The sequence below is a fragment of the Tenacibaculum profundi genome, from assembly GCF_052050075.1.
Lineage (GTDB): Bacteria > Bacteroidota > Bacteroidia > Flavobacteriales > Flavobacteriaceae > Polaribacter.
Genome location: NZ_CP197225.1, coordinates 770,199 through 782,612, shown reverse-complemented (window position 1 = coordinate 782,612; position 12,414 = coordinate 770,199). Strand labels below are relative to the sequence as shown.

Annotated in this window: 7 protein-coding genes and 1 pseudogene; 5 read left to right on the top strand and 3 right to left on the bottom strand. The window is 29.3% G+C overall.

Translation table 11 applies throughout. From position 1 onward, the window contains the following. Window positions 1-61: 61 nt before the first annotated feature. Window positions 62-1,543 carry a helix-turn-helix domain-containing protein gene (locus ACSIGE_RS03090; protein ID WP_440881328.1) on the bottom strand — a complete coding sequence of 494 codons (1,482 nt, stop codon included), beginning with the start codon at window positions 1,541-1,543 and terminating at the stop codon, window positions 62-64. Between the two features lie 126 nt (window positions 1,544-1,669). Between ACSIGE_RS03090 and aceB the strand changes: the two genes are divergently transcribed. Next, on the top strand, window positions 1,670-3,265 hold the full coding sequence (gene aceB, locus ACSIGE_RS03085; protein WP_440881327.1) for a malate synthase A: 1,596 nt from the start codon (window positions 1,670-1,672) through the stop codon (window positions 3,263-3,265). Between the two features lie 77 nt (window positions 3,266-3,342). Then, the gene (locus tag ACSIGE_RS03080) at window positions 3,343-4,974 is read left to right on the top strand and encodes an isocitrate lyase (protein ID WP_440881326.1); all 1,632 of its coding nucleotides are present in this window, start codon (window positions 3,343-3,345) and stop codon (window positions 4,972-4,974) included. Between the two features lie 144 nt (window positions 4,975-5,118). Here the strand turns inward: ACSIGE_RS03080 and ACSIGE_RS03075 are convergent, their stop codons facing one another. Beyond that, complete coding sequence (locus ACSIGE_RS03075) at window positions 5,119-9,015, bottom strand: T9SS type B sorting domain-containing protein (RefSeq protein WP_440881325.1); 3,897 nt, start codon at window positions 9,013-9,015, stop codon at window positions 5,119-5,121. 337 nt (window positions 9,016-9,352) lie between these two features. Then, window positions 9,353-10,324 carry a bifunctional helix-turn-helix transcriptional regulator/GNAT family N-acetyltransferase gene (locus ACSIGE_RS03070; RefSeq protein ID WP_440881324.1) on the bottom strand — a complete coding sequence of 324 codons (972 nt, stop codon included), beginning with the start codon at window positions 10,322-10,324 and terminating at the stop codon, window positions 9,353-9,355. Between the two features lie 143 nt (window positions 10,325-10,467). Between ACSIGE_RS03070 and ACSIGE_RS03065 the strand changes: the two genes are divergently transcribed. The 3 genes and pseudogenes from ACSIGE_RS03065 to ACSIGE_RS03055 all read left to right on the top strand — a co-directional run. After that, on the top strand, window positions 10,468-10,716 hold the full coding sequence (locus ACSIGE_RS03065) for a glutaredoxin family protein (RefSeq protein WP_440881323.1): 249 nt from the start codon (window positions 10,468-10,470) through the stop codon (window positions 10,714-10,716). Window positions 10,717-11,242: 526 nt separating this feature from the next. Then, complete coding sequence (locus ACSIGE_RS03060; protein ID WP_440881322.1) at window positions 11,243-11,641, top strand: hypothetical protein; 399 nt, start codon at window positions 11,243-11,245, stop codon at window positions 11,639-11,641. Window positions 11,642-12,229: 588 nt separating this feature from the next. Beyond that, window positions 12,230-12,400 (top strand): annotated as a pseudogene (locus ACSIGE_RS03055) (DUF2400 family protein); the annotation flags it as partial. Between the last annotated feature and the right edge of the window lie 14 nt (window positions 12,401-12,414).

Genomic DNA, 12,414 nt, shown 5'->3' with positions numbered 1-12,414 from the left:
AAAATGTAGACTTTCAATTAGCTATCAAATTTTATTAGGACTTTTTGTTTTAAAATATTCCTTAAGAATAATTATTAAGTATTTCTGATACCGTTTTCTCAATATTTTTGTATTCAACAGCTCTTTCAAGTCTGGACGGTTCTGCCACACGAACATCGCAATCGTTTAGCGAACATGTTTCACAAGTAACGCCAACTTCTTTAGTTTCTATTTCACTGTTATCAATAAATTTAAGTTTCTTTTTCAAATGAGAGGAAATAAGAAAGCCAATAGAGATACTTCTATTTAATTCTTTTCGAAATGGATCAGGTGTTGCAGATGACAAGACTAAATATTTATTTTCTGGGTTTTCGTAGGATGATATTTGAATTCCAAAAGCAGAATTTGTGTTTGTTTTTTCTAATTTTTTAATAGACTGAATTGAAACCCATCGCCTACAATAGTGCTCATTGTTTCTATTTGCGTGAGGTGTTTGCTGTTGAGTTATGTGTAGTTCTTTGGTAAGTCTAAATTTTGGTGAGCCCAACTTGTGTGTAAAACGAAGGAAAAATAAATTCTTTATGTGAAAAAATTTAGGAAGAATGTTTGTTAACCTTTGGTAAAAACTTTCTTCTGAACAATTATAGGTCTCAATAATTTTTATAAATTCTTCTTTATCCCAGTTTTTTAAACTAAAAAACACATTTAATCGTTCAACCAAAGTTTTTTTAGGAATAATTAAAGCGCCAGCAAAATAAGAAGCTATAAAATTATTTAAAACTTGATCAAAGTTATCAAATTTCACCCAGGGAAATGTGTTTAGTCTATGTGTTATTTTTAAATGGTTGTACGCTAGTTCTTTGGCGTAAATAAAAGTTTTTTGAGCTTCAGAGATATCGCTACTGATAAGGAGTGTTTTTTTTGAGGGAATGTATATATTTCTTAATTCAAGTAAATTGGAGTGTTTGTTGAGTTCTTTATTGTCTATGGTATAACCAAATTCTTCAATTAAAATTTCTTCCAAGTCTTGTGAAAAAATTTTAGTTTCAAGATTGATATGATAAGAATTCGCAAAATTTTCAACATGCTCTTCGATTTCCTCGAAATAGTTATTATGAGCCTCTTGATAGGACCTTAGTGAGGCTAAAAAAAAGCTTTCTCTAGTAAGGTTGTAATTCTGAGATATCTTAATAATCGTACTTATGAATGCATTTACTTTAGCCGGGGCATTGGCAACAATATCAATTAAGTTTTTTTCTTGAATCCCAAATAGCTCTAGTGGAATTTCTTTTAAAATTTTTGATTTTAAAATTTCACCAATGGGTGCTAAATTTTTGTCTAGTTTTAAAGAAACTAAATGATCATAAGGAACGTCTAGCTGTTCTGAGAAAATTGCAATTTTATCTGGTTTTGGATATTTTTTACCTTTTTCAATTTCGTTTAAATAAGATTTAGATAATCCTGTAAGTTTTGCTAAACCAAAAAGAGATAATTTTTTTTCTGTTCTTATTTGTTTGAGTTTAAGCCCAAAAATGAGTCGAATATATTCATCTTCTATATGCATAAAATCAAAGGTAATAATAAATAGCGAATAAATAAATTTAGAAAACTTTTAAAAAATAGCGAACGTTCGCTTGTGGAGTTCAAAAATAATTCCTATCATTGTTGTGTCAAATAAAAAATGATAATCATGAACACAGAAGCAATTACCGAAAAAATTAAATTAACAGGTTTTAAAACAGATAGCTACAAGGAGGTGTTAACAGAGGAAGCGTTAAATTTTTTAGTCGTTTTACATGAGAAGTTTAACAAAAAAAGATTATCATTATTAGAAGATAGAAAAATCTATCAAGCTTATTTTGATGCTGGTAACTTTCCTAATTTTCCTGAAGAGACTAAAGATATACGAGAGTCAGATTGGGTTTGTGCACCGCTACCAAAAGATTTATTAGATAGAAGGGTGGAGATTACAGGTCCAGTAGATCGTAAAATGATTATAAATGCTTTAAATTCTGGTTCTAAAACTTTTATGGCTGATTTTGAAGATAGTAATTCACCAACTATTGAAAATATTTTAGATGGTCAGATAAATTTACGTGATGCTGTAAATGGAACAATCTCTTTGTATGATGAGAGGAAAGGTAAGAGTTACCAATTAAATGAAATTACATCGGTATTATTGGTTAGACCAAGAGGTTTACATTTGAATGAGCGTCATATAATCATTAATGGCGAGGAGATTAGTGCTTCTCTGGTAGATTTTGGATTGTACTTTTTTCATAACATTCAAAGATTATTAAAAAAGGACTCTGCAACCTATTTTTATTTACCTAAATTAGAACATTATCTGGAAGCACGTTGGTGGAATGAAGTGTTTGTTTTCGCTCAAGATTATTTAAAAATTCTTCAAGGAACTATAAAGGCAACAGTTTTAATTGAGACTATTACGGCAAGTTTTCAACTTGATGAAATTATATATGAATTAAAAAATCATATGGCAGGTTTGAATTGTGGGCGATGGGATTATATATTCTCTTACATTAAAAAATTTAGAAAGCACAAAGATTTTATTGTACCGAATAGAAGTCAAGTAACCATGCAAACACCATTTATGGAGGCATATTCACTTCGAGTAATTCAAAAGTGTCATAAACGTGGAGTTCATGCAATGGGAGGTATGGCTGCACAAATTCCGGTAAAAAATAATGAAGAAGCAAACAATCAAGCTTTTTTAAAAGTAAAAAAAGATAAAGAGCAAGAAGCGAAGAATGGGCATGACGGTACATGGGTGGCACATCCGGCTCTGGTAGAAATAGCAATGGATGTATTTAATAAATATATGCCAAATAAAAATCAAATAGATAAAAGAATTGATGATTTAATAATTACAGAGCAGTCATTAGTAGAATTGCCAAAAGGAACAATAACTGAGCAAGGTATTAGAGATAATATCAATGTAGGGATCTTATATATTGAAAGTTGGTTAACCGGAAATGGTGCGGCCGCTCTATATAATTTGATGGAAGACGCCGCAACCGCCGAAATATCTAGAACTCAAATTTGGCAGTGGCTTCGAAGCCAAGTTTCTTTAGACAGTGGTCAATTGTTTGATGAAGGCTTGTATCATTCCTTAAAAGAAGAAGAAATAAAGAAAATTAAAGATTTGGTTAGTGAAGACAGCTTTAATTCGGGTAGATTTAATGAGGCAATAGCATTGTTTGATCAACTTGTTTTAACGGAAGATTTTATTGAATTTTTAACCTTACCAGCATACAAAATTTTATAAAAAAAACCCCACAAATGCGGCAACATTTGCAGGGCCATAAGAATTATTATTTAAAACTTATTTCAAAGTACAATATTATGAAAAATATAGAAAAAACAAGTTATAGATCGGCATTAGAAACGGTACTTGAGCTAAAAGAAAAGTATGGAGATAAATGGAGCGCTATTAAGTCTCATAATGCAGCCAGAATGATTACTCAAAACCAATTTAAAACAGGTTTAGATATAGCACAGTATACAGCTAATATTATTAGAAAAGATATGGCTGATTATGATAAAAACCCTTCTAATTATACACAATCGCTAGGATGCTGGCATGGTTTCGTGGCTCAACAGAAAATGATCGCAGTAAAAAAGCACTACAAAACAACGAATAAGAAATATTTATACTTATCAGGTTGGATGGTCGCTGCATTACGTTCTGAGTTTGGGCCACTGCCTGACCAGTCAATGCATGAAAAAATAGCTGTACCAGCGCTTATTGAAGAGATTTATAACTTTTTAAGACAAGCAGACGCTATAGAATTGAATGATTTGTACAGGAGACTTGAAAATGGTGAAGATGTTCAGGCTGCTATTGATAATTTCGAAACACATATTGTACCAATTATAGCTGATATTGATGCAGGTTTTGGTAATGAAGAGGCAACATATTTATTAGCAAAAAAAATGATTCAGGCTGGGGCTTGTGCTATTCAAATTGAAAATCAAGTGTCAGATGCTAAACAATGCGGTCATCAAGATGGTAAAGTAACTGTTCCTCACGAAGATTTTATAGCAAAGTTGAATGCCGTTAGGTATGCATTTTTGGAATTAGGCATTGATAATGGAGTGATTGTAGCCAGAACGGATTCTGAAGGAGCGGGTTTAACTCAAAAATTGCCTGTAAGTAAAGAACCAGGAGATTTAGCTTCAAAATACTTAGACTTTGTAGAGTGTGAGGAGGTAAGCATTGAAAATGTTTCAGATAATGAAGTACTTTTAAAAAGAAAAGGGAAGCTGGTTAGACCAGTAAGATTAGCAAATGGACTCTATAAGTTTAGAGAGGGAACTAATATTGATAGGGTAGTGTTAGACTGTATAACAAGTTTACAAAATGGTGCAGATTTATTATGGATTGAAACACCAACTCCACATGTTGGGCAAATAGCTAGTATGGTAAATAGAGTTAAAGAAGTAATACCCAATGCAAAATTAGTATATAATAACTCACCGTCGTTTAACTGGACCTTAAATTTTAGAAATCAGGTGTACGATGAAATGTTAGCAGAAGGAGAAAATATGACAGCTTATGATCGAAATAATTTAATGGATGCTGAATATGATGAGTCAGAACTTTGTTTTAGAGCTGATGAAAAAATTAAGTCTTTTCAACTAGATGCGGCGAGAGAAGCAGGAGTATTTCATCACTTAATTACGTTACCTACCTATCATACAACAGCACTTCATATGAATGATTTAACAGAAGGTTATTTTGGAGAAATGGGAATGTTGGCTTATGTAAAAGGAGTACAAAGACAAGAAATAAGAAAAGGAGTGTCATGTGTAAAACATCAAAGAATGGCTGGATCTGATTTAGGTGACGATCATAAAACCTTTTTTGCTGGTGATAATGCTTTAAAAGCTGGAGGATCTAAAAACACTTCAAACCAGTTTGAGGTAAAAAAAGTGATTAAGAAAACTACCAAAAAGGAAACAGCAATAGCTTAATTAATTAAAATAGATGAAAAAGAAAAAATACCTTAAATAAAATTTATTTTATGATAGAAAGGTAATATTTTGAAGTAAAAAAAGCAGTTATAACTAACTATAACTGCTTTTATTTTTTCTATATTCAAAGTATTCTATTCTCTATTACTTCCTGATTAATGAAAAATGACCAGAATTAATATAGGTTTTGTTTTTGTTATCTGTTAATATTACTTCAAACCAATAGTCATTTGAAGGTTGTAGTTGTCCGTTGTAATTTCCATCCCATCCATTATCTTTGTTTATATCTTGCTTTATAATAATTTTTCCAAATCGATCATATATGGTTATTAATGCTTCACTAAAGTAAGATTGGTTAACCCCTTTTACCATCCATTTATCATTAAAACCATCTTGATTTGGAGTAAAGAATTTTGGAAATTCCACTAAAGGAATTTCTAAAGTTCCCATCCCACAACCATTCTTATCTTGTACAAAAAGAGTGTAAATACCTCCCTGAAGCCCTTTAAATTCTGGTTTATCTTGATACGGTATTGTTTCACCATCTTCGTTTTCAAGAGCAAACTCATAATCTCCTATTCCTAAATTATTATTACTATTATTAATCGCAATTGAATACTTATTGCTACCATTATTATTAGTATCGTCAGTAACTATAATATCATTTGTTAAAATTGAGGGTTCATTAGATTCGTTCACTTGAATTAATAAAGATCTTTTGCAATTAGTATTTCTATTTTTTGCAGTGACAATATAGTTTCCGCCATTTGATATATCAATACTAGGATTATTTCCAAGAATAATATTGGGGTTTCGATCATTTATCCATTCATATTGATAATCATTATTCAATGGGCTTTCAGCAGTAATAGTTAGAAGCGGGTTGTTCATGCAAATGGTTTGAGGGGAAGAAACTTCGAAGTAGGGAAGTGGGTTAATTATAATTTGAAAGTTTACATTGGTATTAAAACATCCAGATCTTTTGTTTTCAACCCTTACAAATATATCTTGTGGTGTTCTTAGGTTCGTATATGTTGAATTATTGATAGGGTTACTATTTGTATTTGCTTCATTAAGAGAGTTATGAAAAGAAACATTAAAATTAGAAAAGTCAGACACATCATAATTCAATAATATTTCATTAATTTTTGTGTTTAAATTAATATTCTCAATAACTCCATCTGTATCACTGGTTGTCCCATTGTTGTCGTTATCGCAGTCAATGTAGTCAGTAATGTTGGTAGGGAGTATGATTTCTGGAAATATTCTTAATATCAGCTGAGTTCCTGCTGATGCACATCCTGTTATTTTATTTTGAATACGAATCCATAAAATTTCTTCTCCAATGTTATTAATAATATTGGTGTTGTTTTCATCCATGTCATACACAGTGGATAGAGAATTATCTCCTGAATAAGAGTCTAATTTAGTTTTATGAAAAGAAATATTGAAATCAGTGCTATTTCTCCCATTTAATATTTCATTATATTTTTGACTTAAGTTTATGTTTTGTTCAAGACCATTTCTCTTGTCATTATCTTTAACACCACTATCGCAAAGCTCAATTGGAGTTATTGAAGTTAATAATTCAGGTACAGGATTGATTTTAATTTTTAATTTGGTATTTGCATTTATGCAGCCTGTAACTTTATTTTTAACAGCTACATAGACCGTTTGCTCGCTTACTTCTCCTGGTCTAAAATTAGGAGAAACTGTGTTTTTAAATGAAGTATCGTTATTTATTGGATTTTGAGCTGTAAGTGCTTCATTAAAACTTATGTGAAAAGTAATTTCGAAATCATTGGCATTTTGAGAACCCACTAATTCACTAATCTTTGAACGTAAATTAATTCCAATATTTTGACCATCAGAGCTAGACCCGCTATCTTGATCATCACAAAGAATGATTGGGGTTATTTCATTAACATTTGGTATACCAGTTAAAATAGAAAATTCACCAAGACCAACACATTCATTGTTAGAGGAGTTAATTATTTTTATAAAAAGAGGTTGCGGAGATAGTGCAGGAATATTCTTATTTCGATAATTAGATAAGTTTAAAATAGGATTTTTAAGAATATTTCTATCAGCTATGTTTTCAAAAATTAAAATATCAAGATTTGTTTGTAAATTAATTGGGAATAGAGCTTTTACATCGGAGATCACTGAACTCAAATTGAAATTGGTAATTCCATCCATATTATTATTACTATTAGCTATATTCTCACCATCTGCAGTAAGAAAATCATCACATTCATAGAATTGTTTGTTATACACCACATTGTTTGCATGACTAATGATAATGTTTACTGTAGAAATTCGATAACATTGATAACTATTAATAGTTTTAACCCAAATTGTTTGTCCATTTACAGCATTAAAATTTTCTGGAGTACTAATCTGATTAGTATCATTATCAGCATCACTTTGATTCAAATAGTATTTGAAATTCTCTTGGGCCCAGTTTTGAGATATAATTTTTTCAATTTTTGTCAAATTTAATGCTGTTATTAGGTCAGTATCAGTATCGCACTGTTTGAAATCAATATTCGGAGTAACTGTCGGTAGTTTATTAATAATTAAGTCAAAGGGTTTGAAATTAGATGAATTTGGATCCGATATAACATTGCAGTTTACATTAGCGTTATTTTCAACTCTAACATATATTTTTTGACTATTAGGAATGGTGTTTACAAAAAGAGAATTTTTATCAATTACATCTGTAATTGCATTGGTTTGAGCACCAGAGAGTGTTGTGTGATAGGTTACTGAAAATTCAGTTGAAGGTAAAGAACCTAAAATCTCAGCATCTTTTGAAGCTAAATCAAAACTACTAAATATTCCATCAGTATCGCTACCACTTAAAATATCATCACAGGCAATATAATCCGAAGGTTGAGCTACTACAGGTTCAGCAATAATAGTTATTTTAAACTGCGTAACTTCATAACAAGCTGTTGGAGCGTTCTTATTGTGAATTCGGGCAAAAATATTACTTGTACTAAAGGCAATTTGATTTGTGAAATTATTTGAAAGTGCGTTCCCTGAAACATTGGCATTGGCGTCATCAATATTGGAATAGTAAACAACTTCGAATTGGTTAGCATCCTGCCCATTTAATATGGCAGGTGTAATTAAATTTTGTAAATTAAAAGTATGAAAACCATCACCATCAGTATCACAATGAAATATGTCATTTATATTATTGGTAATTGGTTTTGGAAAATATTTTATCTCTACTTCATCACTTCCCATACCTCCTGAGTCATCGGTTATTTCAACTTTATATGTTCCAGAAATATTATTGTTAATAGTAAGAGTTGCATTGGATTCACCGGAAATTTCACTGTATCCTGATCCCGTATTAACAAACCATTTATAATTTATATTTGAATTATTTGGAGGAGTTCCGTCTAGAGTTATTTCTGTCCCGTCACATACTTTTCGATCAGGTCCAAGTGTAGATGATATTATTGAACAGTCTGTTTTAGCATTATTAACGTCATTAGGATTTGTGCTATTCATACTTATTGTACCCTCTTCCTCTTCAAAATTAGTGACTAGTATTACATAATATTCCCCATCTTGAACAGCATCTACACTTAAAAATTCTACGGAATCGATGGCATAACTACAGTCTTTTATGTTGTTGTCTTTTAATAGACTATAGTCACCTCCTTTAATATTATCAATTTCAGTTTCTGTATAAGGTCCCCAAATAATGAAGTCAACATCAATGGGGTCATTCAATAAATTTTTTTGTTCTATGGTTAGGTTTAAAATTCCTGTTTTATTTACTCTTATAAAAAACCATGAAGGATAGGGTCTACTTTCAAGACAACCATAACTTGGACCAAGAGCAGCTTCTTTACTAGGGCTGTTACTACCGTCTGCTAAAGAATTGCAAAACGTTATTCCTGTATCTGAACAGAAAGCAGCTGTACCAGTAATTTCACTATTATTTAATGTTTCTCCATTACAATTTTGACTAAAAGTGTTTAAGGAAGAAATCAAATAAATTACTAGTATTAGTCTTTTCATAAAAATAGTGTATTTTCAAAATAACAGTAAATTTTGAGAAAATTGTACTGTGTGATAATTAAAATATCAACAATTATAAAAATACTATTTTTTTTAATTTTAACTATTTAATTAAAAATCGTATTGTAAAAAATATTCGTTATTTGTTTGTTAATTAATTTTTTGCGTTTTTAATTTAATTTTTTTATGAAAATCTTCTATATGTATTTTTAGTAATAGATTGTTTTAAAACAGTGTTTTAATTACAAAACTGCTCAAGAGGAGTTAACCGTAATTTTATTTTTATATCACTACGTTTGTAAATACAATTTTCTTTAAATTGTTTTAAAACAGTGTTTTAATTACAAAACTGTTCAAGAGGATTTAATCGTAATTCCATTTTTATATCACTACGTTTGTAAATACAATTTTCTTCAACTGGAATTTCGACAAATCCATACTTTCTGTAAATATAAATAGCATTTTCTAGCATAGTATTTGAATAAAGAATCAACTTTTCAAGTTCTAATTTTTTGGCAAAATCAATACAATGTTGTACCAGCTTTTGCCCAATTTTATGTCCACGATGTTCTGGTGATACCCCCATTTTAGTTAACTCATAAACGCCGTTTTTAGGCATTATTGCTACAGTGCCTACAATGGTATTATTAAGTTTTGCGAAAAAAATATAACCATTTTTATCAATTATGTATTTTTCGGGATTACTCAATACTTCCTCATCAAAAGGTTCAACATAAAAAAATTTTTTGATCCATTCAACATTCAGTTCGTAGAATTTACTTCGGTATTCACTGCTGAAATCAATTATTTTTACGGTATTTCCTAAATTTTTCATATTTATATGTTCAATAATCGCTTTACTAAAGCTCTTACTTTCAAATTGTGATTCTAAAATATTTAAATGCTCAAGAAGTGAATTTGAATTAAAAGAGGTGTATTTTTTAACAATAGATTCGATACTTTCCCATATTGGAGTTGCATTTTTAATCAATTGTTTACCTTCATCAGATAAATAAATTTTTTTTTTCCTTTTATCTACTTTGTCGTGTTTTAGAATTATTAAATTCTTTTTTAATAATTTATTAATGGTTTGGGTAGTGGCAGGCTGTGTAGTTCTAAGACAGCTATTAATTTCTGTATTCGTAATACCGTCTTTGTTTTTTATAATTTTAAAAGTTGGAAATAAATAAGGGTCGAAATTAATGTTATAAGTATTGTAAACAAACTGAGTTTCTCTCATTAAATATTCGCTTACGCGCTTCAATCTTGAGGCTATTCCTATTTCTCCTAATCCTCTTAATGTATCCATATATTATTATTTATATAAGTACTTATGCAAATATAAGTAAAATTCCAAAATTTTTATGAAATATCAAATGTTTTTTATTGAAACAATATTCTCCAATTAAAATAAATAGGTTTTTGTAATTTTATAAGTACAAAAAGAATAAAATGAAGATAACATTGTACGGAAAAAAGGGGCATGCTTACTCAGTTGCTTATCGTAATTTTTTAAAATCAACAGAATTATCATTTACTTATAAAGATGTTTATGATGATGATGATGCAAACAAACATACCAAAGAGTTATATGAGGGAGTTATAAAATACCCTACATTATTTGTTGATGAAGAAGTGTATTTGACACCAACTTCTGAAACATTTAATAAGGTAATGAAAGATTTGAAATTAAGAGGGTAAATAATTGGGCCAAGTATTCCTGCAAAGATTAATTTAAATTTTGAAAATAACATGGTATGGGTCTTTGTAAATATTAAGTGTGTTACTAGTTTATTTTAACTTAAATATAATGACTTTTAAGTTCTATCATATACCTCAACAGTCGCATACTATTCTTAGAGTTTTAAAAGGTGCAAAAGAAAAATCAAAGTTTAAATAATAAAAAAGAGAAGATTGTAGAAAAGTATTCTAAATACTATTTACTTAATGACAAATTACATACTAAAATAGTAGTTATAATGTTTATTTTTGAGTGGTTTGTGGGTTTGTGGGTTTGTGTTTGAATTGAATACAAAAAGGATTAGTACTTTTAACGCTATTAATAAAGAATTATCTATTTATTTTTTAATTTTGACATGCCGGCTATAATTTTGAAAATTTAATTAGTTAAAGAAAAATTTCATTAACTAGATCTTATATAAATGTATTAAAAGAAAAATAATCTTTTATAAACATAAGTTATCCCCAAAATTTATATTAAATCAAGATGAAAAAACGAGCTTTTTTTTTAGTTATCCCCATTATAATTTTAGCGGCATGTTCAGATGGTGAACAAAAGTCTATGCAGTCAAATGACCCAATAATTGGAGTTTGGAAATTACATAAATATGTAGACCCAATTTCTACAAGTGGTTTTGATCGTTGCAAGAAAAAAAATAAACTAACGGTTTATGGAGACTTAAGCTTTGATATAGTTACTTATGGAGCTAATTCTAAAGGTGAATGCGTTGAAGAGTCACATAAATCATCACAGGTATATAAGTTAAGAAAAGAAAACATTATATATAGAATCGATGACTCTAAACTTACAATATTAAATCCGTCAACGTTAAAAATACAAGTTGATGGAGTCAGGTTTTATAATATTTACAAAAAAGCAAACTAAAATTTTTCAGGCGATAATCTTTGTTTGTAATTCAGGATTATTGCTATAACTTAAATTTTAGATATTAAAGGTTTTAGGTGTAAATAAAAATTATTATGCTCTTACTAAATAATTGTAGCTGATTATGCGTTGAATGATTAAAATGTTATTGAAAACGAATGTTTTAATAATTTGAATTCTTTTAGCTATATAAGATCTTATCTTTAAGCGAATTATTTAATTTGTAGGTTTTCAGATTATAATAAAATAGGGGAAGGGTATTCTAACATAATTATGGTAAGTGAAATAAATGCATATAGTTGGTTTTAATTGTTGTAAGCGCTTTTATTTGGATAAAAAGTACCTTTAAATTATTTCTATTGTTGATTTTTGTATGGTTATAGGAGGTTTGAATTAATGCTGTATTTTCAAAGGAAATATATACAATTGTGTATGTCCGATAATTGTGAGTAATTAAAAATGAAATGAATAAATTAATGAACAATTTTTTTCCAGTACTTATGTTAGCATCCTTTCTTGGGAGCAGCAATGTAATACCTAATTAATTTACTAAAAAAGAAAGTGAAAATATATCCGATTTTTTAGCTGTTACCATTGTATTCTAGTAATACCGTTCGTAAAATAGGAATTTTAAATCGTAAGCAAAACGACTGGAAAGCTCTAGTTGAACTAGATACTGTATTAAAAGATTTTGATAAAAATGACCCTGTAATATCTAATTTTGCATTATTTGGACTTGGCGTTTTCGAAAAGTTTTAATAAAAAAGGGGGAA

What these genes read in the sequence shown, in the direction of transcription:
- ACSIGE_RS03090 (WP_440881328.1), bottom strand. Translation starts at nt 1,543, where the DNA reads ATGCATATAGAAGATGAATATATTCGACTCATTTTTGGGCTTAAACTC.
- aceB (WP_440881327.1), top strand. Translation starts at nt 1,670, where the DNA reads ATGAACACAGAAGCAATTACCGAAAAAATTAAATTAACAGGTTTTAAA.
- ACSIGE_RS03080 (WP_440881326.1), top strand. Translation starts at nt 3,343, where the DNA reads ATGAAAAATATAGAAAAAACAAGTTATAGATCGGCATTAGAAACGGTA.
- ACSIGE_RS03075 (WP_440881325.1), bottom strand. Translation starts at nt 9,015, where the DNA reads ATGAAAAGACTAATACTAGTAATTTATTTGATTTCTTCCTTAAACACT.
- ACSIGE_RS03070 (WP_440881324.1), bottom strand. Translation starts at nt 10,324, where the DNA reads ATGGATACATTAAGAGGATTAGGAGAAATAGGAATAGCCTCAAGATTG.
- ACSIGE_RS03065 (WP_440881323.1), top strand. Translation starts at nt 10,468, where the DNA reads ATGAAGATAACATTGTACGGAAAAAAGGGGCATGCTTACTCAGTTGCT.
- ACSIGE_RS03060 (WP_440881322.1), top strand. Translation starts at nt 11,243, where the DNA reads ATGAAAAAACGAGCTTTTTTTTTAGTTATCCCCATTATAATTTTAGCG.